The following is a 25032-nucleotide window of genomic DNA, read 5'->3' on the forward strand; positions in this document are numbered from 1 at the left end:
TTACCGCTGTTACAAAATAACGCCTTTCTTTAAAATTATGTTTGCATAGCCTTCGCTTTCCCCGGTCGCGACTACTGCATAGCATTCGCGTGCACGGTCATAAAAGGCAAACCTCTCCATCTTTTCAAATCCGTTCTTGTAACCGCCTGAAAAGTCCTTATTCCTGATAATTTCATCATACTTTTTCCATACGCCCGGCTCATCTCCGGCAGGCGCGTCCATAAGAACTGCCGGTTGATCCACAAAAATATCCAGCGGCATCAGCTCGAGCACCGCTTCCAGAAGCTCTGTAATTTTGTGCCCATCCGCACGGATCACTCTCTGCCCCATGGAATCCGCCGGAAAATTAGCGTCTCCAAAACAAATTTCGTCTCCATGCCCCATATTCATGAGCGCATACATCAGCTCAGGAGAAATAATAGATGGTATATTCTTTAACATAATAAACACCCCTTATCCTTTTCAATTATTGATTGTTACTGAATAGATCCGTAGACAAATACCGTTCTCCGGTATCCGGCAGTACTACGACAACTTTCTTACCTGCGTTTTCCGGCCTCTCTGCAAGCTTAACAGCCGCAGCAAGCGCCGCTCCCGACGACACACCGCACAATACGCCTTCCTTGTGCGCCAGTGTGCGGGCCATTTCATACGCCTCTTCCGCGCTGATCTGCATCACTTCGTCAATCACGTCCCTGTTTAAAATCTTTGGTACGAAGCCCGCACCAATTCCCTGTATTTTGTGCGGAGCCGCTTTTCCTCCGGACAGCACCGGGCTCTCGGCGGGCTCAACCGCCACAATCTGCACATCCGAAAGCCGTTCCTTAAATACTTCTCCGCAGCCTGTGATCGTTCCTCCCGTTCCCACGCCCGCGACAAAAATATCCACATCGTCTACCAGATCGCGCAGGATTTCAGGCGCGGTTGTTTCTTTGTGGGCCTGCACGTTCGCCGGGCTTTCAAACTGGTTTGGCATATATCCGTTTTCTTTGGCGCAAATTTCTTTCGCCTGCTCGATCGCGCCGCGCATTCCTTTTGCAGCCGGCGTAAGCACCAGTTCCGCGCCAAGAGCTGCAAGAAGGTTCCTGCGCTCGATACTCATGGATTCCGGCATGGTAAGCACCAGACGCAAACCAAGGCAGGTACAGATATAGGCAAGCGCAATTCCCGTATTTCCACTTGTCGATTCCACAATTACCGTATCGTCCTTAATAAGGCCGCGGTCGATTCCGTCTTTGATCATATAATAGGCCGCCCTGTCTTTCACGCTCCCCTGCGGATTAAAATATTCGAGCTTTGCCCAGATTGCAGGGTTGATGTTGTTAAGCTGAAGCAGCGGTGTATCGCCGATCAGGTCTGTCAATTTTTTCGCAAGTTTCATACCAATCACTCCTCATTTTTAATCGCCTGTAAGTCATACGGCGTTTCCTGATATACATAATAATTGAGCCAGTTATTAAACAACAGGTTTGCATGTCCGCGCCAACGAACGAGCGGCGGCTTTTTGGGATCGTTATCCGTAAAGTAGTTGACAGGCATCGGCACTTCCATCCCTTTTGTAAGATCCCTTATATATTCTGTTTTCAGCGTATTTGCGTCATATTCCGGATGACCTGTAACAAATATCTGCCGTCCGCGTTTCGCACTGACCATATAAAGGCCCTCTTCGCCAAACTCGCACAGAATATGAAGCTGACTTTTCTTTTCCACATCCGCTTTTTTGATATAGCTGTGCCGCGAGTGCGGCGCCCAGAAAACATCGTCAAACCCGCGCATCAACGGACTATTGTCATCCGTACGTTTATGAAGGTATATGCCGGAAAGCTTTTGCTCCAAAGGGTACTTTGGAATCCCATAATGATAATAAAGCCCAGCCTGCGCCGCCCAGCAAATATGGAGTGTTGAATAAACGTTTTGCAGGCTCCAGTCCATAATCTCCTCGAGCTCCTTCCAGTAGGTCACCTGCTCGAAGGGTATTTGTTCCACAGGCGCGCCTGTAATAATCAGCCCGTCAAACTTCTGGTTTTTTACATCGTCAAATGTATTATAAAACGTATTCAGATGTTCAATCGGCGTATTTTTGGATACATGAGTCGCCGGGTGCAGCAAAACGATCTCCACCTGCAACGGCGAATTCGCCAGCAGCCGCATCAGCTGTGTCTCCGTTTGTTCCTTGGTGGGCATGATGTTGAGAATCGCAATTCGGAGCGGACGGATATCCTGCTCCTCGGCACGCTCAAAGGGCATCGTAAATATGCCCTCCTGCGCCAATACTTTTGCTGCCGGCAATTTGCTGTTGATATTAATAGGCATACTTGCATTCCCCTTTCTGCAGCCCTGCCATGACAAATACCACAATCACGCACGCTGCATGCTCTGTCAATAAAGAATTCCAGAAAGATATGCCCCCCTATTCTTCAATGACTCCGCTATAAAAGTTTCTTTGACATCTATTATACAATAACTATATAATATAAGTACACTTTTTTATAAAATAGTAATCTCTTTTTGTCCGGGCAACCTCGCACATTACGCGAAAAGCATCTGGAGCTATTTATAAAAATGCAGCGTTTGGAGGACGATCATGCTGGAAGAATGGACCAAAAAAACCGCGCCTGAGATCGCAGATAAAATCATTGGCATCAACGCGCATAATATCAACGGCGATACAATCAGTGGCTTTGGAATGAAACAAAAAGTCGCCGCATTTATAAATTTGATCCGCAGCGCCATGTTTCCAAATATTTATGATACGGCAGTTGTAAAGGAGGCGGACCTGCATAAAAATGTTACTTCCCGCCTGAAAGAAGCGGCAATCCTTCTTGACTGTATTGTAGCGGAGGTTATGGTAAACCAGTGCCACCTTCAAAAACGCGAACGTCTGGATTGCGATAAATGCAGGAAAAACGCGCGGCGCATTACCCTGCACTTTATGGACCAGCTGCCTGAAATTGCCCGCTTGCTGAATACCGATATCGAGGCGGCGTACTGCGGCGATCCGGCTGCAATTTCCAATGAAGAGATACTCCTTGCTTATCCCGGCTTTGAGGCCGTCAGCATTTACAGGCTCGCCCACGCGCTTCAGAGACGGCATATACCTCTCTTACCTCGTATTATGACGGAACAGGCCCACAGCAAAACCGGAATTGATATCCATCCCGGCGCAACGATCGGCGAATATTTCTTTATTGACCATGGCACAGGCGTTGTTATTGGAGAAACCTGTACCATTGGCAAACATGTGAAAATATATCAGGGCGTAACGCTTGGCGCAAAGAGCTTTGAACTGGACGAAAAAGGTCATCCTGTGAAAGGGGTAAAACGTCATCCTGATATCAGGGACAACGTCGTTATTTATTCCGGAGCAACCATTCTGGGCGGCGATACGGTGATTGGCGAAAACTGTGTGATCGGCGGTAATGTCTGGCTTACACATTCAATCGATCCCGGCACGACTGTTTATAACTCAACGCCCTCGCCAATTATCGGAAAATAAAATTGATCGTAAAAAGCAGGCGCCATGCCTGCTTTTTTAGTTGACGCTTTTCACGCGCTTCTTCCTGCCGGAGCCTCCCTGTAATTGTTTCGCACAATATCCAAAAAATATCGATGTACGCTGCGGTTATCAGTCAGCTCCGGATGAAATGCGGTTACCAGCATATTTCCCTGCCTGGCCGCTACAATCTTCTCATCTACTCTTGCAAGAATATCCACATTTTTCCCTGCCGATTCAATATATGGTCCGCGGATAAACGTCATTGGGATCAGCCCAATCCCCACAAATTCCTCTATCACCTCAAAACTGCCAAGCTGCCTGCCATATGCGTTACGCCTGACTGTCGTATCCATGCAGGCAAAGCATGGCTGATCACCGCCCGTAATCCTTTTTGCAAGAAGAATCAGCCCCGCACACGTCCCCAGCACCGGCAGGCCGTTTCGAATCATCTCCTGAAGCGGTTCCAGCAAATCCAGTCTTACCAGAAGCTTTCTCATCACAGTACTCTCCCCGCCCGGCAAAATCAGCCCATCCATTTTTTGTCCCGGTATGTCGCTCTTTTTTCGTATTTCAAAGCATGTGATTCCCTCATTCTCCAAAATGCCAATGTGCTCGGCAAAAGCGCCTTGAAGAGCCAATACTCCTATGTTCATCTTATTTTCCCCGTTCCGCCATCAGGATCTCAATCTCCTGTTCGTTGATTCCAACCATCGCTTCTCCAAGATCCTCGGAAAGCCGCGCGAGCATATCCGCATCGTGATAATTCGTTACTGCCGCGACGATTGCAGCGGCGCGTTTTTCCGGATTTCCCGACTTAAAGATACCTGAGCCAACAAAAACGCCTTCCGCGCCAAGCTGCATCATCAATGCCGCGTCAGCCGGAGTTGCGATTCCGCCCGCCGCAAAATTTACAACCGGCAGTTTTCCGTTCCCATGCACATAGCGCAACAGCTCATATGGTACGCCCAATTTTTTTGCCGATTCAAATAATTCGTCCTCCGCAAGTGATGAAATTCTTCTCATTTCACTTGTCAGCATACGCATATGCCGCACCGCCTGAACAATATCTCCCGTTCCGGGTTCGCCTTTTGTTCGGATCATGGAGGCGCCTTCCGCAATTCTGCGAAGCGCCTCCGACAGATCCTTTGCGCCGCATACGAACGGTACCTTAAATTGTGTTTTGTCAATGTGGTAAACATCATCCGCTGGAGAAAGCACTTCGCTTTCATCGATATAATCGATCTGGATTGCCTGAAGTATCTGTGCTTCCGCGAAATGACCTATCCTCACCTTCGCCATGACCGGAATGCTTACAGCTTTCTGTATCCCGCGGATCATACCCGGATCGCTCATGCGGGAAACGCCCCCTGCCGCGCGAATATCGGCAGGTATGCGTTCCAGGGCCATGACTGCACACGCGCCCGCATCCTCCGCAATTTTTGCCTGCTGCGGCGTCGTTACATCCATAATAACGCCGCCTTTGAGCATCTGTGCTAAATTCTTGTTCAGTTCATATCGTTCCTCTGCCATTTTTCAAGTTCCTTTCTTGACATTGTTATTGTTTACGACTATGATTATAACCACAACTGATCTGTATTCAATCGCCAGTTTTATTCTTTTTTAGCATGCCAGATTGGAGGTTTCCATGTTAACGCCTATTTTAAAACATCATGATAAAATACCCGTTTACGAACAATTATACCGCTATATCCGCAGTGAAATAGAATGCGGAAACCTTATAAAAGGGCAACGGCTCCCATCCAAGCGTAAATTTTCCGTGCACTTGAAAATCAGCCAAAGTACAATCGAAAATGCGTATGCACAGCTTAGCGCTGAGGGTTATATCTATTCTCTGCCCAAGCGCGGTTATTTCGTCAACGAATTTTCCGGTTACCATATAAATTCTTCTCCGTCTGTTCCGCATGAAAGCTTTGAACCTCCCCATACGCCGCCGTCCATTCAATTTGATCTCAGGACCAATTCTGTGGATACACAGCACTTCCCCTTCTCGGTTTGGGCAAAGCTGATGCGTGAATGCCTCAACGAAAACAGCCAGGAGCTGCTGCGTGCCGCCGTTCCGCAGGGCAATTTATCACTTCGCCAGGAAATCGTACGGTATCTCCACGACTTTCGCGGAATTGACGCCCAGCCGTCCCAAATCGTTTTGGGCGCGGGTTCAGAGTATCTCCTTGGTCTCATTACGCAGCTTCTGGGCCGCGACAGTACGTATGCAGTGGAAAACCCGGGGTACCCAAAAACAGCCCGTATCCTGAATGCAAACGGCCTCAAGACAGTATTTATACCCCTGGATCACAACGGTATAGATATCGACGTGCTCTCTTCCTGCTCCGTCAATGTTCTTCATGTAACGCCCTCGCACCATTTTCCTCTTGGCATCGTTACTCCCATTGGCCGCCGGCAATCCCTTCTGGACTGGGCAGGCAAAGGAGAAAAACGCTACATCATTGAAGACGATTATGACAGCGAATTTCGTTTTTCCGGAAGGCCAATACCCGCGCTGCAAAGCCTTGACACAAATGAGCGTGTCATCTATATGAATACCTTTGCAAAAACGCTTGCCCCTTCCCTGCGTATCAGCTATATGGTTTTACCTCCGCATCTTGTACGGCGTTTCCATCAGGAATTATACTTTTACTCCTGTACCATACCAAGCTTTGAACAGGAAACGCTGAATAAATTCCTCAGCCGCGGTTATTTTGAACGGCATCTGAGCCGCATGCGCGGCCGCTATAAGTTCTGCCGCGATACTTTTATTTCACACCTGACAAAAAACATACCAAAATCACTTATTAAAATCAGCGGCCAGGATTCCGGCCTTCATCTCTTGCTTACGGTAGAAAACGGAATGGACGAGCAGTTACTGGTCTCTTCAGCACAAAAAAAAGGAGTACGGGTTTACGGGCTTTCATCCTACTATCATAACTCCTACGCATCACCTGTTTTTCCTGCCATAGTGGTTGGTTACTCCGGTTACCAACCGGACGAGCTTACGGAAGTGGCACATTTACTACAGACAGCATGGTTTTAAAATAAATTTCGACGAATGCTTGACATATCGTTTTCCATTCTGTAAAATGTCCAATATCGTACTAATTTTAATTTACTCTATTTTATAGAATGAGGTGAACCATGCAAACGCAACCAAGCGAAAAACAATTTTTCAGGTACGTTATCCCATCCATGCTAACCATGCTTCTTATGGGTTTCTATGCGATCATAGACGGATTTTTCGTTGGCCATGCAATCGGCGATACCGGTCTTGCCGCAATCAATCTTTCCTGGCCTATCGCGGCTTTTCTTCTTGCTGCGGGCACCGGAATTGGCGCGGGAGGCTCGGTCGTGATGTCTACACGTCTCGGCGAAGGCCGTCTTGAGGAATCCCGCCGGGCTTACGGGAACACCTTTTTTGTGCTGATTTTCTTCAGCATCGCAATGACGGTAATCCTCTCATTATTCTATGTCCCAATCTTAAGCTTCCTCGGAGCTGAGGGCGAGTTATTACAGGCGGCAGCCGAATATACTCAGATTGTTGCCGCAGGCAGCGCCTGCCAGATTTTAGGGACGGGGATTGTTCCTCTCCTGCGCAACAAGGGAAAGACGATTTCCGCCATGATCGCTATGATCAGCGGCCTTGGAACCAATATTGTGCTCGATGCCCTGTTTATCATGGGCTTTGGCTGGGGAATGTTCGGAGCAGCACTCGCAACCGTAATTGCACAGGCAATCGTCGCTGCCGTCAGCCTTATTATGCTGCTTTCCAAAAAGGAAAACCGTCTTTCATACAAAACGATGCGCCCTGACATCCGTACCATTGGGAAACTCCTTAAAATCGGATTTTCACCCTTTGGTATTTCCTTCGCGCCCTCGATCGTTATTATTCTCGCAAACTGGCAGTGTCTTGCTTATGGCGGCGGCGTTGTGGTTGCGGCGTATTCTGTACTGATGTATTTTGTGACCTCAGTGCAGCAGCTTTTATATGGCGTTGGCGAAGGAATACAGCCCCTTGTCAGTTATTTTAACGGTGCAAAACAACAGCAGCATGTAGATTCCATCCTGAAACGGGCCTTTGCCATGGTACTGATTTTGAGTGGTGCGCTTCTTTGCGTAGGAATCCTATGCCGTACAGGAATCCCTGCAATCTTTGGCGCTTCCAGCGAAACTGCGGCGCTTGTCTCTCAGGCGCTCGTTATTTCATCCTTCGCCTTTCCACTGGTTGGCATTACAAGGCTTGCTTCCTCATTTTTCTACGCAACACAGAATACGCGGTTTTCTGCAATTATTATCTATATCGATCCGCTTGTCCTTACGCCGCTTTTCCTGTTTACGCTTCCCCTGCTGTTTGACGTGACGGGAATATGGCTCGCGATGCCTGCAGCCCAGCTTGCACTTGTCGTCATTGTGGCGTTTCTGTTCAGGAAATATCGCCATTTTCATAAAATAAATCGATTGGAGTATTCTTATGAAACAAAATGAAGAAATCAGAAAGGAAATCGATCTTTATTACGAAAACTGGTTCAAAATCAATTATGCTTATTCCAGCTGGGCGCAAAGTCACGGCACTTCGGAAAATATGATATTGTCGCTTTATGAAATTGCCAGTGCCAAGGATGGTTGTACGCAACAGAGCCTGTGCCGCAAGCTCCTCCTGCCTAAGCAAACCATTTCTTTTATTCTTCACAAGCTCGAAAAACAGGGATTTTTATTCCGTAAAGAAAATCCGGGCGACAGGCGTAATAAGCTCGTGTTTTTAACTGAAGAAGGAAAAGCATATGCTGATGATGTACTCACAAAACTGGAGCAGGCTGAAATAAAGGCTTACCAGAGCATGACTACCGCGCAGCGCAAGGCAGTAACACAAGGACTTCGTATGCTTGCAGACGCGCTTTCAGAGCAGCTATGTCCAAAGTAAAAAACCTTTCCCTGTGAAGGAGGAAAGGTTTTTTGTACTAACACTGAGAAGGAATTTATGAAGAAAAAATCTATGGTTTTATCTTAATCCCTGTTTGTGATTGCTGTGTGATAATTATGTAGAATTTTTCTGAATATCAAAAGGAAGATTCCATTCCTTTTTTCATAAAAAATGCAGCCATAAGGCTGCATTTTTATTCTATTTCTTTTCCTCTTTCCCTTCGCTCCCGCTCATTTGATCGAGCTTGGATACAAGCGCCCATTCGACGCGCCGGTCTTCGATCTTCTCAACATGGATATGGAGCCCAAAGGCATCCACACTCGGATGGCTTCCGTCTTCCGGGATCGTATTCAACCTGCTGAACACAAGGCCGCCAAGCGTATCGAAATCCTCGTCCTCCGGAAGTTCTATTTCTAACACCTCCGCGATATTTCTGATTTCCGCCGAGCCTGAGATACGCCACAGGTTATCTTTGACCGCGATAATCTCCTGTTCGTCCTGCGGATCAAATTCGTCGTAAATATTTCCTACGATCTCCTCGAGAAGATCCTCCATTGTAACGATACCGCTCATTCCGCCGTACTCGTCCACCACGATAGCAATATGAATTTTCTGCCGCTGCATTTCTCTGAAAAGCACATCCGTATGGACTGATTCCGGAACGCAATAGGCCGGATATATAATATCCATCAGCGGCTTTGGATGCGCGCTCTTTTCGTTGAGCAAATATGCCCGCGTACTAAGCACGCCAACCACATCGTCAATATCCTCGTCATATACCGGAAACCGCGAAAGCCCGCTTTCCCTGATTACCTTCAGGATTTCCTCCGGCGTATCTTCCTTCCAGATTGCCGTCACGTTCGTGCGGTGCATCATTACATCTTTCGCAGTCGTATTGTTGAACTCAAAAATGTTCTCAATCATCTCCCGTTCCGCTGCTTCGATGGTGCCGCGTTCTTCTCCGACGTCAACCATCAGCCGAATCTCCTCCTCGGTCACGGCCTCCTCCTCTTCATTGGGATTCATCCGCAAAAGCCGCAGGATACCGTTTGTGGAAACGGAAAGCAACCAGACGATCGGCTTCATCACAATAGAAAGCGCAGTGATCACACCTGCCGACTTGCGCGCAACCCTATCGGGTTTTTGCATTGCAATACGTTTTGGAACGAGTTCTCCAAATACAAGCGTAAAATACGATAAGATCAGCGTTATGATGATGACGGCAATGGTATTGAGCGTATCGGGCGAGATCGACGTCACTCCCTGCACGTTTACCATCCAGTCTACAAGGCGGCTTGCGAAATTATCTGCCGCAAAGGCGCTACCCAAAAAGCCGGCGAGCGTAATCCCAATCTGGATTGTTGATAAGAAGCCAGCCGGAATTTCTACCATTTTGAGCATTTGCTTTGCTTTCTTGTCCCCTTCTTCGGCCTGCTTACGAACCTTATTCGCATTCAGCGAAATGACTGCAATTTCGGTAGAGGCAAAAAAAGCATTGATTGCAATCAAAACTACCTGCAATAAAAGCTGCCACACCAATGGGTCTATTTCCACAAATTCATACCTCCCTGTGGTAATCAATTAGATATTACATGATATTATAGCATATTCTTTGCATTATTTAATAAACTTTTTCTAACAAATAGAATCACGATCTTTTATATCCCATATACTTAAGCAAATAACAACTTCCACTTGCTTTATACGTTAGCAAGGACATACAACGTAATTCAATAAAAAAGCTGCGGCATCTTCCCCTGCCGCAGCCCTGCTGCTTCTTCCCTTAAAAAATATCTTCATCCTCAGTGTATACCACTTCTTCACGCCGGATATCGGCTCCCAGCTTTTTCAGTTTATCCTCAATGTGATCATAACCGCGATCAATATACTTTACATTTTGGATTTCAGTCGTTCCGTCCGCCATCAATCCCGCGACAATGAGCGCTGCGCCCGCCCTAAGGTCTGTTGCGCTTACCGGCGCGCCCGTTAGCCTGTCAACGCCTTCGACAACCGCCACGCGGTCTTCCGTCGTGATCTGCGCGCCCATACGCCGAATTTCCTTGATATGCTTAAAACGAGATTCAAAAATCGTTTCTGTAATCATACTGGTACCCTCCGCCGTGGAAAGAAGCACCGTCGCCGGCTGCTGAAGGTCCGTTGGAAATCCTGGATATGGCATCGTATTGATCTTGACCGATCTCGGACGTTTATCACAGGTAACGCGTATAAAATCCGCACCCTCATGAATTTCAACTCCCATTTCCTGCATTTTGGCAGTAAGCGCTTCCATGTGGGTTGGGATTACATTTTTGATCGTCACATCGCCACGCGTCGCAGCGGCGGCAATCATGAACGTCCCTGTTTCAATCTGATCCGGAATGATCGAATAATTACAGCCATGCAGCTTTTCCACGCCAATGATACGGATGACATCCGTGCCCGCCCCCTTGATTTTCGCACCCATACACACAAGAAAGTTCGCTACATCTACAACGTGCGGTTCTTTTGCCGCATTGATAATGGATGTCTGCCCATTGGCGCATACCGATGCAAGCATAATATTGATCGTAGCGCCCACCGAAACCTTGTCCATATAGATATCGCAGCCCTTCAGGCCTTCCGGCGCAGTCGCTACAACCCTGCCGTATTCCGTCTTGACATTAGCGCCAAGCGCTTCCATACCTTTGATGTGAAGGTCTATGGGCCGTTCACCAATCGTGCAGCCGCCCGGCAGGCTGATTTCTGCGTCGCCGAAGCGTGAAAGCAGCGCCCCCAGCATATAATAAGATGCACGCATCCTTTTTACGAGGTTCATCGTTACTTTACTTGTATTAATATTGGTGGTATCCACCGTCATGGTACCGTTCTCGTCAAATTCCACTTCCGCGCCGATTTCAGCCAGAATGCGTTTGATGATCAGCACATCGGCAATCCTTGGAAGGTTCTCTATCACGCATATTCCACGCGCCAAAATCGTCGCAGGCAAAATCGCTACCGCCGCATTCTTGGCCCCCGTAACTTCTATGGTGCCTTTAAGCGGTATTCCGCCGTTTATTACAATTTTTTCTAACATATTATCAGGATACTTCCTTATAGTTTTATTATTCAATTTATTGTAACATCTGCAAGTTATTTTTTCAAGCAAACTATTTTGCCCTTCAACAATAACGGTCAGGCAGCGTTTTTTTCTGCAACAAAAATCCTAAAGAAGGAAAATGATATTCAGCATATTAACAAATGGCAACGTATATTGATCTGCATTCTGTAAAATGAATGAATCGGTACAAAATCGATTCGTTTTGATTTTTTCATGATATCTCATAAAAAAACGAGAAGCAAGTGGATTACATTTTCCTGACTGTAGAAAAGGTATTAAAACAGAAAAGCGGCAATTTGTAATTGCCGCAGCCAATATTATATCAATACTTTAAGCCTCTGAAAACACAGCTAAAACATTTTCTTTTTCCAGAGAAACCAAACCGCAATGCCCGTGCTTCCAAGGGCAATCACGGTAACCCACATAAAGCCGATTGGATTATCTGCAAACGGAATCCCGCCTACGTTCATACCCCACAGGCTGGCAAATACCGTCGGTATGGCCAGAATAATTGTAAGGGAAGTTAAAACCTTCATGACAATATTCAGATTATTTGATATCACGCTTGCAAACGCATCCATTGTCCCAGAAAGAATGTCCCGGTAGATTGTTCCCATTTCAATCGCCTGCTTATTTTCTATAATAACGTCCTCCAGCAGGTCCAGATCATCCGGATAATTCTGTATTACTTTCGACTTAAGCATTTTTTCCAGCACCACCTCGTTTGACTTGAGGGAGGTCGAAAAATATACCAATGACTTTTCAAGCTTGAGCATCTGGATCAGCTCACTGTTTTTCATCGATTTATGCAGTGCGTTTTCCACCTGTGTGGATGCTTTATCGATTTGACGCAGATATTGCAGATATTTTCCTGCATTCTTATATAAAATCTGAAGTAAAAAACGTGTTTTTTTGCAGGTATCAAAACCACCGCGAACATTTTTGTTCCAGAAATCCTCAAGAATAGATGTTTCCTCGAGGCACACCGTTATAATGTTATCCGCCGTTATGATGATTCCCATTGGCAGCGTCGTATACATAAAGGAACTTCTCTCCGCGCTGACAATCGGGATATCCACCAAAACGAGCGTCTGGTCTTCCTCCGCATCGATACGGACTGTTTCCTCTTCATCGAGCGCGGCACGAATAAACTCATCTTCAATGTGCAGGGTATCCCTCACAAAAACAAGTTCCTCCTCCGTAGGATCAAGTAAATGAACCCACGCACCCGGCTCTATTCTGTCTATTTCTTTGAATACATTATTCTCAGCGGAGCTGAAAATCCTTATCATTAAAATCACCTACTCCCATTAAGCAGGCGGCGCAGCAGATAGAAAACACCTCACGCACACCGCCGTTTATCAATCCTACACTCGTTCGTTTAGGGTCTGCGTCCACGTGTTTTTCACCTCCCGAAATAATCGCTCCGTTAAAAGTCCAATCATAATTATAGCCCCATTCAAATTGATATGCAAGCACTTCATTTTCTGCTAGGATTTTTATCATGGATATAGTATAATAAAAACATTATGATGATATTTTTCGGCTTACCGGGGCGGTAGCAAAATGGCACAGAAATTTGAATGTAACGATGTTGTCGTTATGCAAAAAAAACATCCCTGCGGTGGCTACGAGTGGCAAATCCTGCGTACCGGAGCTGATATCAAGATAAAGTGTCTCACATGCGGGCATATTGTTATGCTCGATTACGGGACATTTATGAAACGAATGAAAAAGGTTATTACGAATGGAAGAAAACAACAATAGATATAGAGGACCGCGGCGGATTGGAATAGAAAATGAAAACGCCCGGAACTCCGGACAGCAGGAGAACAAAAAGCATTACGGACGCAGGCTCGTAAACCCTTACGAAAACGAAAATATTCAGGAGCCTGTAAAGAACCCTTCGGAAGATTTATCCCGCCCCCGCCATATGCGTAATCCATACCTTGAGGATATGCAGATTGGTGAAGAGCCTGAGCTGATTACCGAACGGTTTCACGAAGCCCCCCGCGATGATTTTTATGATGACGGCGTGGAAGAATACGATGCCGAGCAGACTTTTTATGAGGATACCATTCCGTTTGACGAGGCGTATTCCAATAACGATCCCAGGCCGGACGGAAGTCTCGAACGCCCCTATCGTGTTCAGCGTTCCCTGCGTGAAGAAAAGGACGATGAAATCGAACCTCTGGATGACGACCTTATAACCTATGACGAGTTTGGGCGCAAACGAAAGAAGAAACGTATTAAGGAAGAGAAGCTTGTCACAAAATCGCGTATTGTATGGGGGTGGATATTTTCAATCATAGCCGCAATCATAATCGCGCTGCTTGTGCGTTCCTTCCTGTTTGAGATCATAATGGTGGACGGCGACTCGATGGTTCCTACGCTGCAAAACGATGAGAAGCTTGCCGTTGAGAAGGTCAGCAGATATTTTGGCCTTCCCGAACGCGGCGATATTATCATCGTGCACTACCCCAATATGGAAGGTACCTATGTTAAACGTGTGATTGGCCTGCCCGGGGATACCATTGAGATAAAAGACAGCACTGTTTATGTCAATGGCCAGCCGCTTACTGAGTCTTACATCAACAGCACTGAACCATATATGGATATGGAGGCGGTTACCGTTCCCGAGGATACTGTTTTTGTCATGGGAGACAACCGCGCCCATTCGCTTGACAGCCGTACGGATTATATCGGCCCGATTGCGACAGACCAGATTGTCGGTCATGCGATGTCCGTGATCTGGCCTCTTGATAAGATACATTCGGTTCAATAACGGTAATGAGAACGCGCGGCCTTATCCGGCGGGCGCGTTTTTTCTTGCCAATACACCGGTATTATATTTTTGTAAATAGATTTGGAGGAACAACGATGCAAGCAATTTTATTTGACTTCAATGGCACCATGTTTTTTGACTCTGACAAACACGACAAAGCGTGGCAAATATTTCTGCCCAAATACGGCCGAGGCGACGTTTCGCTGGAAACGCTTCTGGAGTATAACCCGCACGGCCGCAGCAATGAAGCCATTATCAAGCATTTTCTTGGCAACGAACTACCAGCCGAAAAAATTTTTGAGCTTTCTGAAGAAAAGGAAAGTATTTATCGGCAGCTTTGCCTGGAAGATCCCAAAAGCTTCTGCTTTGTGGATGGCCTGAACGAATTTCTTGATTTCCTGAAAGAAAAGGATATTCCCAGAAACATCGCGACAGCATCCGAACGTTCGAATCTGGATTTTTACATCCGCGAATTTCATCTGGCAAATTGGTTCGACGTAGATAAAATTACATACATCGATGGTACGATGCGTGGCAAACCTGAGCCCGACCTTTACATCAAGGCCGCTCAAAATATTGGCGTCCCCGCGGAAAATTGTATTGTAGTGGAAGATTCTCCCCATGGCGCGGAATCGGCAAAGAGGGCCGGGGTGAGCACAGTATATGCAATCGAAAAAACGCCGGGTGCATTTGGCGACCTCACTTATGTGGATCATGTGATTTCAGATTTCCTTCCCCTGCTTTCCCGCTTTCAGGGCCGCTGATGAAACCAAATCAAAAAAGCTCCGGGATTTAAAACCCCGGAGCTTTTTTACTTTTATTGTCAGTCGTTTTCAAGCACTGCCTTTATCCTGCGCACACCCGCACTGCTGCTCTGCTCTTTTTTGATCTTAAAATGACCAAGCTCCGCAGTATTCTTTGCATGAGGTCCACCGCAAATTTCTTTGGAGTATCCGGGAATCGTATATACCTTCACGATCTCGCCGTACTTAGAATCAAATACGCCCATTGCTCCCTGCTTTTTGGCTTCGTCTACGCTCATTTCTTCTTCCACGACGTCAAGCCCTGCCGCAATCGCCTCATTTACATATTCTTCTAACTGGTCAAGCTCATCACGCTCAACCTTACGGTCAAAATTAAAGTCAAACCGCAAGCGCTCCGCGGTGATATTGGAACCTTTTTGCGTGATGTCCTCTCCGAGGTACTTCCTGAGTGCGGCATTCAGCAAATGCGTCGCCGTGTGCAGCCTCGCCGTCTGCTCGCTTGTATCTGCAAGGCCGCCTTTAAAGCGTTGCTCCGCTCCTGCGTGCGAAAGCTCCTGATGATGCTCAAAAGCCTTATCAAACCCCTCTTTATCAACCTTCAGCCCACGTTCTTCCGCAAGCTCCAATGTAAATTCAATCGGAAATCCGAAGGTATCATAAAGACGGAATGCACTTTTCCCATCGATGATATCTCCCTGCATCTTTTCCACAGTCTTTTCAAATTCCTTCAGGCCCTGTGAAATTGTTTTCTGGAAACGTTCTTCTTCCTTTTCGATCTCTGCCAATATCTTCTTTTCATTCGTATGAAGCTCATCATATGCGTGCGCATATTTATCGATCACAACCTTTGAGATTTTTGAAAGGTTCCCTTCCGCAATCCCCAGCTTGCCCGCAAACCGAATCGCACGGCGTAATAAACGGCGCAAAACATAACCCTGGTCCACATTGGAAGGAGTAATACCCTTTTCATCGCCAATCATGAAGGTCGAACAGCGTATGTGATCCGCTACGATACGGAACGCTTTTTTCGTTTCATCGTCCGCACCCTCATATTTTTTGCCGGACAGCTCTTCAATCTTTGCAATGATCGGCGCAAATACGTCCGTCTCATATACGGAGCTTTTACCCTGCAAAATCGCAATCGTGCGGTCAAGGCCCATTCCTGTATCTACGTTTTTATGCTCCAGCGGCAAGAAAGAGCCATCCGCCTGTTTGTTGTATTCCATGAATACGTCGTTCCATATTTCAAGATACTTCCCACAATCGCAGGCAGGGCTGCAATCCGGCCCGCAAGCCGGTTTTCCGGTATCGATAAACATCTCGGTATCCGGCCCGCACGGCCCGGTAATCCCTGCCGGCCCCCACCAGTTATTCTCCTTGGGAAGGAAAAAAATGTGATCTTCATCTACGCCCATAGAACGCCAGGTCTCAAAAGCCATCATATCACGCGGTGCGTGCTCGTCGCCTGCAAAACAGGTAAAATAAAGCTTGTCTTTATCGATTCCCAGCCACTTTTCATCGGTTAAAAATTCATAACTCCACGAGATTGCTTCCTTCTTAAAGTAATCGCCAAGCGACCAGTTCCCGAGCATTTCAAAAAATGTGCAATGTGATTCGTCGCCCACTTCATCGATATCGCCGGTACGCACACACTTTTGTACGTCCACCAGACGCGTTCCCGCCGGATGCTTTTCCCCCAGCAGATAAGGAACCAACGGGTGCATACCCGCAGTCGTAAAAAGCACGGTAGGATCGTTTTCAGGTATCAGGGATGCGCTCCTGATTACCGTATGTCCCTTGCTTTTAAAAAAATCCAAATACATTTGCCTTAAATCGTCGCTCGTTAAGTTCTTCATTCCAAACTCCTTTGTTCTCTTCCTATTTACACAACACCAATATGGCGTTTGCAATAATATCCGCTACTTTGACCAGTGAATCGATTTCAATATATTCATCCGGCTGATGCTCCGTTCCCTCCTGCCCCGGAAACAACGCCCCAAACGCAACCGAGTTTGGAAATGCGCGCGCAAAAGTTGCACCGCCCATTGTCATACAATAGGCCTTATCTCCCGTTACTTCTTCATACGCCTGTTTCAGGCCCTGCACCAGCGGGGAATCCTCCGGCACAAAATGAGGCGCGCGGGAAAATTCCTCTCGAATGGTAAGCTCTTTAAATCTGCCGTTTATTTTTGACAGGATCGTTTCCTTATCGCTATGGATTGGATAGCGGATATCAATTCCCGCTTCCACTCCTTCCTCCGTCGTTTTAAAATATCCAAGGTTAAGCGTCAGTGCTCCGGACTCGTCCTGCGCCGCAATCCCCAGATTTGTTCCGTCCGTTTGCAGGCCAATTTGCTCAGCCAATTCATAAATCGCATCACTAATAGCATTTTTGCGCAAAGGCAGCATATTGAGGAACTGCATCATATACGTCAACGCATTTTTTCCCGCATCCGGTTTCGAGCCATGCGCGGAAAAACCATGCGCGGTAAGTCTGACTCCAGCGTTTATTTCTTCCGCAGTAACCTTGACCGGAGAATCCTCGTTAAAAATATCCATCATCTGTATAACCGCCTGTGCGTTTCCAGAAATTTCACAGGTGCATACAGCCGGAACGACGTTCACACGCTCTCCCGCCGAGAGAGAACGCACGATCAAACCGCCGCTTTGCTCGTCGATCGGGTATGCTTTCTTTTTTGCGACAAGATGCAACAATCCCTTTTCCGCATTGATAATTGGAAATTCTGCGTCGGGCGATATCGCCATTGTCGGGATTTCTCCCCCGTTTTTCTTATAAAAATCCATATCAGACCAGCCGCTCTCTTCATCGCAACCAAAAATAAGGCGCACGCGCTTATTGAGACTGATACAGTTTTCTTTGATTGCCGATAGTGCAAACAGCGCCGCAATCGCAGGCCCCTTATCATCAATCGCTCCCCTGCCGTAAATTCTGCCATCCTTAACCGTGCCGTCAAAGGGCGGGACTGTCCATCCATCTCCTGCAGGTACGACGTCAAGATGCGTTACAATCGCAAACATCTCGTCTCCGTCGCCGTATTCCACATATCCCAAATGCGAATAAAAATTCACACTGTCAAAGTCAAGCTTTTCCGCAATCCCCAATGTTTTAATCAACGCGTCGAATACGCCCTTGCCGTATGGCATATTTCCCTGCGCCGGGCTTTTTACGCTTTCAATTTTTAATATCCTGCACAGCGCGTCAATCATTTCATCTTTACGCGGGGCAAGCGAAAAATCCAACATTTTCTTTTCTCCTTTATTTTTCCAGAACAAATCGTTCTTATTATATCAGATTTCAGCTTGAAATACATTGTTTTTTTAGCATTTTGGCAGGAAAAGGATTCCTTGCAGCATATGGCGAATTAATTAACTGTAAATGTTTGCGGAAAGTAAAGGTGACTATTATTTCAATACACGACGGACACAGGCAGCGGCTCAAAAAACGGTTCCTGCGCGACGGGCTTGATTCCTTTGAAGAACACGAAGCGCTTGAGCTTCTTTTGTTTTATGCAATTCCACGCAGGGATACCAATGAGCTGGCACATAGGCTGCTGCATAAATTTGGTAGCCTGAAGCATGTTTTCGATGCCAACGCGGCAGACCTTGCCCTTGTGGAAGGTATAGGCGAAAGCGCCGCCGCATTGATTAAATTGCAATCTGAGTTGTCGCGAAAGTACTGGCTCAACGATCTCGCTGAAGGGACAAAAATCACATCGATTGAATCGGCAATCGAATATGTCAAACATTTGTTTCGCGGAAAGTTGCAGGAGGAATTTTATGTTATTTGCCTTGACGCGCATTTCCGTGTCAGGCACACCGAACGGCTAAGCCGCGGTACCACAACAGAAGCGCCGGTTTATATCCGGCATATCACGGAAGTTGTGATTCGTACCGGCACGGAAAAAGTGATGGTCGCCCACAATCATCCGGGAGGCAGCTGTCTTGCAAGCGTCAGCGATATCGAAACAACATCGCATATATTCAATGCAATGCACGCGCTATCAATTTCTTTTCTCGACCATATCATCATTGGCACGGACGATGCGTTCAGCTTTTCAGAGAGACTGCTCTTGCAGGATGAGGACAATAAGCTTACACCCAAGGAAGCGCGCGCCGCGCAATATTCCGGACGTGTTATGCAGGACGCAGCAAAGCTGTTTTCCTTTCCTCCCCTCATTTGACGCCGTCCTATTTTAGTGCTTTTACTTGCAATAACCAGTATTTTTAGGTATAATTTTTTTGGAATTACAAGTTTACTGTATTTCTAAATATTGGAGGACTTATTATGGCTATTGAATATTTTCATATAAAAGAACGTGATTTTGATTTGGTGGAACAACTGATCCAGATTGAAAATTCATCCTATGAAGGCGGCGCGCTTGACGTTTTTGACCTCATTGCGATGCTTCGTCACGCACGTGTTTATGTTGCCGTGGAATACGACGAAATCCTTGGTGCTGTTTATTTCATGCGGAATTTTGACAATCCGGACAAGGTATTCCTTCACAGCATCAATATCATTGATCCGCAGACATATCCCAACCTTGGAATTTCCCTGTTGAATATTGCATTTGCGGATATGCGGACCTTTGGTATCAAAATCGTCGAGGTCAATGTCGACCCTGCCAATTACCGTGCACTCAAGATTTATCGCGAGCAGCTTGGGTTTGTCGCCAGCGACAGTATGCAAAGTGAGATACTCAACGGTGAAGAAATCCTGATGCTGCAAAAGGAACTTTAACTTTACATCATTTGGCCGCAGGTTCTGCGGCCTTTTTCGTTTCCTGTCATCAAAGGAGTGAGGCTTTATGAAAACGCTTCGGGGAGGAAAAAGGATGTGGGTTGTATTTGCGCTGTTATCGGCTGTATTTGCGGCCGCTACCGCCATACTTGCAAAAATCGGCATACAGGACATGAATTCAAACCTTGCAACGGCAATCCGCACGGTTGTCGTGCTGATCATGGCGTGGGGTATCGTCTTTATGACCGGAACCCAGTTTGAAATCCCAAATATTACTGTAAAATCCTGGATTTTCCTTATTCTTTCCGGTATTGCCACCGGCCTTTCATGGTTGTTCTATTTCAAAGCGCTCCAGCTCGGCGACGCTTCAAAGGTTGTTCCCGTTGATAAATTCAGCGTTGTAATCAGTATGGTGCTCGCCTTTATCATCCTCAAGGAAGCAGTCACTGCCAAAACCATCGCGGGTGGCATTTTAATCACACTGGGCACGCTGGTAATGATCCTTTAGTAATTATTTTACAATTTTTGGCAGGAGTGTAGATACACTCCTGTTTTTGTTCTTTTTAAAAAAACATTGACAAATTTTCCATCTCGTTCTATAGTTAGTTACATAAGTAGTTAACCACTTAAGTTTTTAAAAGGAGTTCCATTATGCAAATTGATTTTGATATCGATATCCCAATCTATATCCAGATCGCCAGCCAAATTGAGGATTCAATCCTTTCCGGTGCATTCGCGGAGGAGACGCAGATACCTTCCACTACGGAAATCTCTACCGTATACAAAATCAATCCCGCTACAGTCCTGAAAGGCGTCAATATCCTTGCCAGCCAGGATATCCTTTACAAAAAACGCGGAGTCGGCATGTTTGTAAAGGCAGGGGCTGTCAAAAAAATACGTGAAAAGCACAGGCAGTCATTTTATGAGGACTATATTGTAAAACTTTTGGCAGAAGCAAAAAAACTGGATATCAAGGAGCAGGACATCATTCGCATGATCACGAAAGGAGACCAGTCATGATAGAAATAAAAAATGTAACCAAACAGTTTAAAAATATTACTGCGCTCGAACATATGAACCTTACTTTCCAGGAAAAGCATATTTATGGACTTTTAGGACGGAACGGCGCAGGCAAATCCACGCTTTTGAACCTGATCACAAACCGTATCTTCCCTACTGCAGGAACCGTTCTTGTAGACGGCCGGCCCTGCTTTGAAAATGATGTGGCGCTCGGAAAAATTTTTTACATGAGCGAAAATATGCTCTATGAACCTTCCGTCCGCTTAAGCAAGCTTTTTTACTGGACGAGTCTTTTTTATCCAAAGTTTGATATGGATTACGCCGATTCCCTGAGTAAAAAGTTTGGCCTGGCAATGAAGCAAAAGGTCGGGCAACTTTCAACTGGCTACCAGTCTATTCTAAAGCTCATTCTGACTCTCGCATCCGGCGCCGACTATCTGCTGTTCGACGAACCGGTTTTGGGCCTTGACGCAAATCACAGGCAGCTTTTTTATGAAGAATTGATTGCCCGCTACAGCGATTATCCATGTACGATTGTGCTTTCAACGCATCTGATCGAAGAAGTTGCTTCGCTTATCGAGCATGTTGTAATCATAAAAGAAGGACGGCTTTTATTGGAACGTCCCACTGAAGAAATGCACAGTATGGGCTATACCATATCCGGAAAATCGGAAGATGTGGACAGTTGGTGTGCGGGCAAAAATATTTTAGGCGTGCAGCAGTTAGGCGGGCTTAAGATAGCGTTTGTGCTTGGAGAAAAAGATGAAATCCCCACAGGGCTAACGGTAACGCCCCTTGACCTGCAGCAGCTGTTTATACACCTGACAAACGCGTAGAAAGCGAGGAAACACGAATGAAAATCAAACAAATGATTCAATGGCAGCTTATGACGAACCGGTTTGCCTTTTTACTTTTTTATCTGATTGTTACCGTACTGACCGCTTGTGCAACCATCACGGTCTCGCTTACTTCCGGCGTTACCTTCAGTACGACCTCAATCGCCTACGCCAGTATTTTTATGTTGGTTTTTGGTCTTGCCAGCTTCTCTGAGAACCTTCGTTTTGCCCTTGCAAACGGCGTCTCCCGCCGCACACATTATGTGAGCTTTTTGATTTCTTCACTGGCGCTGTGTGCGCTTACCTCCATATTTTGTGCTGCTGTAGATGCAATAACCTATTCATCCCTGCCTGCGGAAATGGCGCTCATTCACAGCTCTTTATTTGATGAATTTATATTCGGGTTTGCTCTTTTTCTGTTCCTTACCACACTGGGATATTTTATCAGCAGCGGCTATTACAAAATGGGCAAGCTTGCAAAAACGCTTGTATCTGTGCTTGTTCCTATCCTGCTGATCCTGTTGATCGCCAATACGGTCTTGGCAGAACCCGGCGCCGCATTTTGGCCCATGCAGCAGGCTTTTCTCGCTCTATATACATGGATGTCCGCCAGTTTGCTCTATTCGGCTTGTGTATGGCTCATTCTTGCCGCGATTTTTGCACTGCTGGGTTGGCTCGTGACACACCGTATAGAGATCAAGCTCCATTAGATTTTCAATCTGCGCAGTACAAAGGAAGGCTTCGCCTTCCTTTTTTTCATAATAAAACCGATTGTATCCCTCCTTTTTCCAGATTTTTCGTCATGGATGGTTATTCGGTGCTATAATAGCAATAATGATTATAATACAAGGAGGCCCTTCCGTATGTACAAATATTCCGCATCTCCGGAACGTTACAAAACCATGAATTATAACCGCTGCGGAAGCAGCGGGCTGAAGCTTCCTGAAATTTCGCTTGGCTTCTGGCATAACTTCGGCGCCAATGGCAATTATGAAAATATGAAAGCCATGTGCTTTACTGCCTTTGACGGCGGCATCACGCATTTTGATCTTGCCAACAATTACGGTCCTCCGCCCGGCAGCGCGGAAGTGAACTGTGGCCGTATCCTGAGAAACGAATTATCACGTTACCGCGACGAGCTCATAATCAGTACCAAGGCCGGTTACGATATGTGGGAAGGGCCTTATGGAAACTGGGGCAGCCGTAAATACCTGCTTTCCAGTCTCGATCAAGGCCTCAAGCGTATGGGGCTTGAATACGTCGATATATTTTACCATCACCGCATGGATCCGGAAACGCCGCTTGAAGAAACGATGCTAGCGCTCGACCAGGCTGTAAAGAGCGGCAAGGCCTTATATGCAGGCATCTCAAATTATGACGGGCCTCATATGGAGGAGGCTTCCGAAATCCTCAGCAGCCTGCGCTGCCCTTTCATCATCAATCAGAACAGATATTCCATCTTTGACCGGACGATTGAAAAAAACGGCTTGAAAAATGCTGCAAAACGGCATGGAAAAGGGATTATTGCCTTCAGCCCGCTTGCGCAGGGTATGCTCACCAACCGTTACCTTGGCGGTATCCCGCAGGACAGCCGCATCAAGACAGACGGACGCTTTTTGCATGAAGATGACCTTACGCGTGACAGGCTTGCGCAAATCAACGCCTTAAACGATCTGGCTGCGCAGCGAAATGAGTCGCTTGCACAGCTCGCACTCGGCTGGGTGCTTAAGGATTCTGACATCACAAGCGTACTGGTCGGGGCATCCAGACCGGAACAACTTACCGACAACCTTCAAATCGTAAACCGTTCACCGCTGACACAGGAAGAACTTGACAGGATCGATTTGATTTGCGGACTGGAAAAACATTAAACTAAAAAAACCGTATTGCTTTGGCAATACGTTTTTTTATTCTATCTGTCAGGAAATATAAGTACGTACCCGGAAGTGCGCTCCAATATCCTCTGCTATCTTCCTGCACGTCTCAATATCTTCTTTGCTGATCACGTCTACAACAGAAAGCGTCACCTTGATTCCATATTTCACGCAGTCCCGCGCAAAGTCGAGCATATAACGAAATCCGTCTTCGCCGTACCGGCTGTGGACTACGGCTTCATATTTCTTCGCGTCCGCTTCGTTAAGGCTGATCGACACCTCGTCAATGATTCCCTGAAGTTCCGCCGCAATATCACGACCGTGGAATGCGCTTGCATGCCCGTTTGTATTGATGCGCGTATGTCCGCCGTAACGCTTTACATAGGCTGCAATCTCCTTAAGCTCGTCTATCTTTATCGTTGGTTCCCCAAACCCGCAAAACACAACGTCAGTCGGATCTTTTTCCAATTCATCTATAATTTCAGCCGCGCTTGGCTCCCTTTCGAGCCACAGGTCGTAACCCGCAACGCCTTTTCCGTTTCTCCTGACACAAAATTCGCAATCATTCGTGCATTTGTTGGTCAGGTTGATATAAGTATCGTTTCCTATTTTGTAAGTAAAAGTATTCAAACCGTCTTTCCTGCGTTTCCCGTATGCCCGCAGGCATACAATTTATTTTCCTTGCTGTTATTATTCTAAACCGGATTCGATATCGAAAAACCGTTTTGCATTCTTCATGGTAACACGTGCAATTTCCGCCTCATCAACATTCTTTACTTCTGCGAGCCGCTGTGCAACATAGCGCACATATGCGGGCTCGTTCCGTTTGCCGCGGAGAGGCACCGGCGTCATATACGGGCAGTCCGTCTCAATCAGCAACCGTTCCATCGGCACAGCCTGCGCAGCCTCCAACGTCTTTCTCGCATTCTTAAAGGTGAGTGCTCCGCCAAAGGCAATATAAAAGCCCATTTTCACAAGCTCCCGCGCAGTTTCAGCACTGCCTGAAAAACAATGCAGTTCCCCTCGCACCTGCGGAAATTTACGCAGGATTTCCAACGTATCGGCAGTCGCTTCCCTGCTGTGCACCACAATGGGAAGATTCACCTCAAGTGCCAGCTCTACCTGTTGCTCGAACGCTTTTTTTTGCGTTTCGCGGGGAGAAAAATCGTAATGGTAATCGAGTCCTATTTCACCAATCGCCACAACTTTCTCTTCCTTTGCAAGCGAGCGCAGAGCAACTGCAGTCTTTTGGTCCCATTCACCCGCACTATGGGGATGAACGCCTACCGCGCTGTAGATCATCCTATGCTCTTTTGCAAGCGCCGCGGCGCGAATGCTGTCCGCAAGATCTGAGGAAGCCTCCACGACATATTCCACCCCCTCGAGTGGCAAGCGTCCGATGAGCTCCTCCCGATCTTCGTCGAAACGCTCGTCCAATAAATGCGCGTGCGTGTCAAAAAGCATCATT

General features: G+C 46.7%; 26 protein-coding genes. 14 read left to right on the forward strand and 12 right to left on the reverse strand.

The genetic code is table 11. The features are described from left to right. Positions 1 to 9: 9 nt before the first annotated feature. From ACS5WU_RS02810 to metA, 3 genes are read right to left on the reverse strand one after another with little or no spacing between them, the layout of a single operon-like run. Positions 10 to 441 carry an RbsD/FucU family protein gene (locus ACS5WU_RS02810; RefSeq protein ID WP_046442227.1) on the reverse strand — a complete coding sequence of 144 codons (432 nt, stop codon included), beginning with the start codon at positions 439 to 441 and terminating at the stop codon, positions 10 to 12. A 25-nt stretch (positions 442 to 466) separates the two neighbouring features. Continuing rightward, positions 467 to 1381: a cysteine synthase A gene (gene cysK, locus ACS5WU_RS02815; RefSeq protein WP_059108889.1), complete on the reverse strand. Its 915-nt coding sequence runs from the start codon at positions 1379 to 1381 to the stop codon at positions 467 to 469. A 5-nt stretch (positions 1382 to 1386) separates the two neighbouring features. Next, positions 1387 to 2313 (reverse strand): homoserine O-acetyltransferase MetA, encoded by a 927-nt coding sequence (metA, locus tag ACS5WU_RS02820; RefSeq protein ID WP_046442230.1) that lies wholly within the window; start codon positions 2311 to 2313, stop codon positions 1387 to 1389. 271 nt (positions 2314 to 2584) lie between these two features. Here metA and ACS5WU_RS02825 point away from each other — a divergent pair, with 271 nt between their 5' ends. Beyond that, positions 2585 to 3496 carry a serine O-acetyltransferase gene (locus ACS5WU_RS02825; RefSeq protein WP_046442231.1) on the forward strand — a complete coding sequence of 304 codons (912 nt, stop codon included), beginning with the start codon at positions 2585 to 2587 and terminating at the stop codon, positions 3494 to 3496. Positions 3497 to 3546: 50 nt separating this feature from the next. Here ACS5WU_RS02825 and pdxT read toward each other — a convergent pair whose 3' ends face one another. Beyond that, the gene (gene pdxT / locus ACS5WU_RS02830; RefSeq protein ID WP_465088922.1) at positions 3547 to 4149 is read right to left on the reverse strand and encodes a pyridoxal 5'-phosphate synthase glutaminase subunit PdxT; all 603 of its coding nucleotides are present in this window, start codon (positions 4147 to 4149) and stop codon (positions 3547 to 3549) included. 1 nt (position 4150) lies between these two features. After that, positions 4151 to 5026, reverse strand: coding sequence for a pyridoxal 5'-phosphate synthase lyase subunit PdxS (gene pdxS / locus ACS5WU_RS02835; protein ID WP_302761593.1), 876 nt, complete (start codon positions 5024 to 5026; stop codon positions 4151 to 4153). A 115-nt stretch (positions 5027 to 5141) separates the two neighbouring features. Here pdxS and pdxR point away from each other — a divergent pair, with 115 nt between their 5' ends. The 3 genes from pdxR (at position 5142) to ACS5WU_RS02850 (ending at position 8426) form a co-directional block, all read left to right on the forward strand. After that, a complete protein-coding gene (gene pdxR / locus ACS5WU_RS02840; protein WP_302761591.1) occupies positions 5142 to 6545 on the forward strand; it encodes a MocR-like pyridoxine biosynthesis transcription factor PdxR in 1404 nt (467 codons plus the stop codon). A gap of 101 nt (positions 6546 to 6646) precedes the next feature. After that, the gene (locus tag ACS5WU_RS02845; RefSeq protein ID WP_465088923.1) at positions 6647 to 7990 is read left to right on the forward strand and encodes an MATE family efflux transporter; all 1344 of its coding nucleotides are present in this window, start codon (positions 6647 to 6649) and stop codon (positions 7988 to 7990) included. Then, positions 7977 to 8426 (forward strand): MarR family winged helix-turn-helix transcriptional regulator, encoded by a 450-nt coding sequence (locus tag ACS5WU_RS02850; protein WP_046442236.1) that lies wholly within the window; start codon positions 7977 to 7979, stop codon positions 8424 to 8426. Before ACS5WU_RS02845 ends, ACS5WU_RS02850 begins: the two co-directional genes overlap by 14 nt. Positions 8427 to 8624: 198 nt before the next feature. On the opposite strand, the gene ACS5WU_RS02855 is transcribed toward ACS5WU_RS02850, so the two are convergent. The 3 genes from ACS5WU_RS02855 to ACS5WU_RS02865 all read right to left on the reverse strand — a co-directional run bounded on the left by ACS5WU_RS02855 (position 8625) and on the right by ACS5WU_RS02865 (position 12815). After that, positions 8625 to 9980 carry a hemolysin family protein gene (locus ACS5WU_RS02855; RefSeq protein ID WP_200896512.1) on the reverse strand — a complete coding sequence of 452 codons (1356 nt, stop codon included), beginning with the start codon at positions 9978 to 9980 and terminating at the stop codon, positions 8625 to 8627. 229 nt (positions 9981 to 10209) lie between these two features. Then, on the reverse strand, positions 10210 to 11499 hold the full coding sequence (locus tag ACS5WU_RS02860; protein ID WP_046442238.1) for a UDP-N-acetylglucosamine 1-carboxyvinyltransferase: 1290 nt from the start codon (positions 11497 to 11499) through the stop codon (positions 10210 to 10212). Between the two features lie 374 nt (positions 11500 to 11873). Then, complete coding sequence (locus ACS5WU_RS02865; RefSeq protein ID WP_046442240.1) at positions 11874 to 12815, reverse strand: magnesium transporter CorA family protein; 942 nt, start codon at positions 12813 to 12815, stop codon at positions 11874 to 11876. A gap of 274 nt (positions 12816 to 13089) precedes the next feature. Here ACS5WU_RS02865 and ACS5WU_RS02870 point away from each other — a divergent pair, with 274 nt between their 5' ends. The 3 genes from ACS5WU_RS02870 (at position 13090) to ACS5WU_RS02880 (ending at position 15072) form a co-directional block, all read left to right on the forward strand. After that, positions 13090 to 13290: a DUF951 domain-containing protein gene (locus ACS5WU_RS02870; RefSeq protein WP_046442241.1), complete on the forward strand. Its 201-nt coding sequence runs from the start codon at positions 13090 to 13092 to the stop codon at positions 13288 to 13290. Beyond that, complete coding sequence (lepB, locus tag ACS5WU_RS02875) at positions 13271 to 14308, forward strand: signal peptidase I (protein ID WP_302761897.1); 1038 nt, start codon at positions 13271 to 13273, stop codon at positions 14306 to 14308. Before ACS5WU_RS02870 ends, lepB begins: the two co-directional genes overlap by 20 nt. 95 nt (positions 14309 to 14403) lie before the next feature. Further along, a complete protein-coding gene (locus ACS5WU_RS02880; RefSeq protein WP_046442242.1) occupies positions 14404 to 15072 on the forward strand; it encodes an HAD family hydrolase in 669 nt (222 codons plus the stop codon). 59 nt (positions 15073 to 15131) lie between these two features. Here the strand turns inward: ACS5WU_RS02880 and ACS5WU_RS02885 are convergent, their stop codons facing one another. Then, entirely contained in the window at positions 15132 to 16928 is a 1797-nt protein-coding gene (locus ACS5WU_RS02885; RefSeq protein WP_302761899.1) for an alanine--tRNA ligase, read from the reverse strand. 22 nt (positions 16929 to 16950) lie between these two features. Then, positions 16951 to 18336, reverse strand: coding sequence for a dipeptidase PepV (gene pepV, locus ACS5WU_RS02890; RefSeq protein ID WP_302761901.1), 1386 nt, complete (start codon positions 18334 to 18336; stop codon positions 16951 to 16953). 152 nt (positions 18337 to 18488) lie between these two features. Here pepV and ACS5WU_RS02895 point away from each other — a divergent pair, with 152 nt between their 5' ends. The 7 genes from ACS5WU_RS02895 (at position 18489) to ACS5WU_RS02925 (ending at position 23561) form a co-directional block, all read left to right on the forward strand. After that, positions 18489 to 19274, forward strand: a complete 786-nt coding sequence (locus ACS5WU_RS02895; RefSeq protein ID WP_302761903.1) for a JAB domain-containing protein — start codon at positions 18489 to 18491, stop codon at positions 19272 to 19274. A gap of 104 nt (positions 19275 to 19378) precedes the next feature. Continuing rightward, a complete protein-coding gene (locus ACS5WU_RS02900) occupies positions 19379 to 19834 on the forward strand; it encodes a GNAT family N-acetyltransferase (RefSeq protein ID WP_046442247.1) in 456 nt (151 codons plus the stop codon). 94 nt (positions 19835 to 19928) lie between these two features. Further along, on the forward strand, positions 19929 to 20342 hold the full coding sequence (locus tag ACS5WU_RS02905) for an EamA family transporter (RefSeq protein WP_320607073.1): 414 nt from the start codon (positions 19929 to 19931) through the stop codon (positions 20340 to 20342). A gap of 143 nt (positions 20343 to 20485) precedes the next feature. Then, on the forward strand, positions 20486 to 20854 hold the full coding sequence (locus ACS5WU_RS02910) for a GntR family transcriptional regulator (RefSeq protein WP_046442248.1): 369 nt from the start codon (positions 20486 to 20488) through the stop codon (positions 20852 to 20854). Then, positions 20851 to 21690 carry an ABC transporter ATP-binding protein gene (locus tag ACS5WU_RS02915; RefSeq protein WP_046442249.1) on the forward strand — a complete coding sequence of 280 codons (840 nt, stop codon included), beginning with the start codon at positions 20851 to 20853 and terminating at the stop codon, positions 21688 to 21690. Before ACS5WU_RS02910 ends, ACS5WU_RS02915 begins: the two co-directional genes overlap by 4 nt. A 17-nt stretch (positions 21691 to 21707) precedes the next feature. Further along, positions 21708 to 22400: a hypothetical protein gene (locus ACS5WU_RS02920; protein WP_465088924.1), complete on the forward strand. Its 693-nt coding sequence runs from the start codon at positions 21708 to 21710 to the stop codon at positions 22398 to 22400. A 153-nt stretch (positions 22401 to 22553) separates the two neighbouring features. After that, positions 22554 to 23561 (forward strand): aldo/keto reductase, encoded by a 1008-nt coding sequence (locus tag ACS5WU_RS02925; protein ID WP_302761334.1) that lies wholly within the window; start codon positions 22554 to 22556, stop codon positions 23559 to 23561. Between the two features lie 48 nt (positions 23562 to 23609). On the opposite strand, the gene ACS5WU_RS02930 is transcribed toward ACS5WU_RS02925, so the two are convergent. Both ACS5WU_RS02930 and ACS5WU_RS02935 read right to left on the reverse strand, forming a co-directional pair. Next, a complete protein-coding gene (locus tag ACS5WU_RS02930) occupies positions 23610 to 24194 on the reverse strand; it encodes a TatD family nuclease-associated radical SAM protein (RefSeq protein WP_046442253.1) in 585 nt (194 codons plus the stop codon). A 60-nt stretch (positions 24195 to 24254) separates the two neighbouring features. Beyond that, positions 24255 to 25031, reverse strand: a complete 777-nt coding sequence (locus ACS5WU_RS02935; RefSeq protein ID WP_320606716.1) for a TatD family hydrolase — start codon at positions 25029 to 25031, stop codon at positions 24255 to 24257. Position 25032 lies beyond the last annotated feature (1 nt).

Source organism: Christensenella sp. KGMB01412, from assembly GCF_055522415.1.

Bases quoted from the DNA above. Each gene is read 5' to 3' on its own strand.
- ACS5WU_RS02810 (WP_046442227.1), bottom strand. From the start codon at position 441: ATGTTAAAGAATATACCATCTATTATTTCTCCTGAGCTGATGTATGCG.
- cysK (WP_059108889.1), bottom strand. From the start codon at position 1,381: ATGAAACTTGCGAAAAAATTGACAGACCTGATCGGCGATACACCGCTG.
- metA (WP_046442230.1), bottom strand. From the start codon at position 2,313: ATGCCTATTAATATCAACAGCAAATTGCCGGCAGCAAAAGTATTGGCG.
- ACS5WU_RS02825 (WP_046442231.1), top strand. From the start codon at position 2,585: ATGCTGGAAGAATGGACCAAAAAAACCGCGCCTGAGATCGCAGATAAA.
- pdxT (WP_465088922.1), bottom strand. From the start codon at position 4,149: ATGAACATAGGAGTATTGGCTCTTCAAGGCGCTTTTGCCGAGCACATT.
- pdxS (WP_302761593.1), bottom strand. From the start codon at position 5,026: ATGGCAGAGGAACGATATGAACTGAACAAGAATTTAGCACAGATGCTC.
- pdxR (WP_302761591.1), top strand. From the start codon at position 5,142: ATGTTAACGCCTATTTTAAAACATCATGATAAAATACCCGTTTACGAA.
- ACS5WU_RS02845 (WP_465088923.1), top strand. From the start codon at position 6,647: ATGCAAACGCAACCAAGCGAAAAACAATTTTTCAGGTACGTTATCCCA.
- ACS5WU_RS02850 (WP_046442236.1), top strand. From the start codon at position 7,977: ATGAAACAAAATGAAGAAATCAGAAAGGAAATCGATCTTTATTACGAA.
- ACS5WU_RS02860 (WP_046442238.1), bottom strand. From the start codon at position 11,499: ATGTTAGAAAAAATTGTAATAAACGGCGGAATACCGCTTAAAGGCACC.
- ACS5WU_RS02865 (WP_046442240.1), bottom strand. From the start codon at position 12,815: ATGATAAGGATTTTCAGCTCCGCTGAGAATAATGTATTCAAAGAAATA.
- ACS5WU_RS02870 (WP_046442241.1), top strand. From the start codon at position 13,090: ATGGCACAGAAATTTGAATGTAACGATGTTGTCGTTATGCAAAAAAAA.
- lepB (WP_302761897.1), top strand. From the start codon at position 13,271: ATGGAAGAAAACAACAATAGATATAGAGGACCGCGGCGGATTGGAATA.
- ACS5WU_RS02880 (WP_046442242.1), top strand. From the start codon at position 14,404: ATGCAAGCAATTTTATTTGACTTCAATGGCACCATGTTTTTTGACTCT.
- ACS5WU_RS02885 (WP_302761899.1), bottom strand. From the start codon at position 16,928: ATGAAGAACTTAACGAGCGACGATTTAAGGCAAATGTATTTGGATTTT.
- pepV (WP_302761901.1), bottom strand. From the start codon at position 18,336: ATGTTGGATTTTTCGCTTGCCCCGCGTAAAGATGAAATGATTGACGCG.
- ACS5WU_RS02900 (WP_046442247.1), top strand. From the start codon at position 19,379: ATGGCTATTGAATATTTTCATATAAAAGAACGTGATTTTGATTTGGTG.
- ACS5WU_RS02905 (WP_320607073.1), top strand. From the start codon at position 19,929: ATGTGGGTTGTATTTGCGCTGTTATCGGCTGTATTTGCGGCCGCTACC.
- ACS5WU_RS02910 (WP_046442248.1), top strand. From the start codon at position 20,486: ATGCAAATTGATTTTGATATCGATATCCCAATCTATATCCAGATCGCC.
- ACS5WU_RS02915 (WP_046442249.1), top strand. From the start codon at position 20,851: ATGATAGAAATAAAAAATGTAACCAAACAGTTTAAAAATATTACTGCG.
- ACS5WU_RS02920 (WP_465088924.1), top strand. From the start codon at position 21,708: ATGAAAATCAAACAAATGATTCAATGGCAGCTTATGACGAACCGGTTT.
- ACS5WU_RS02925 (WP_302761334.1), top strand. From the start codon at position 22,554: ATGTACAAATATTCCGCATCTCCGGAACGTTACAAAACCATGAATTAT.
- ACS5WU_RS02935 (WP_320606716.1), bottom strand. From the start codon at position 25,031: ATGATGCTTTTTGACACGCACGCGCATTTATTGGACGAGCGTTTCGAC.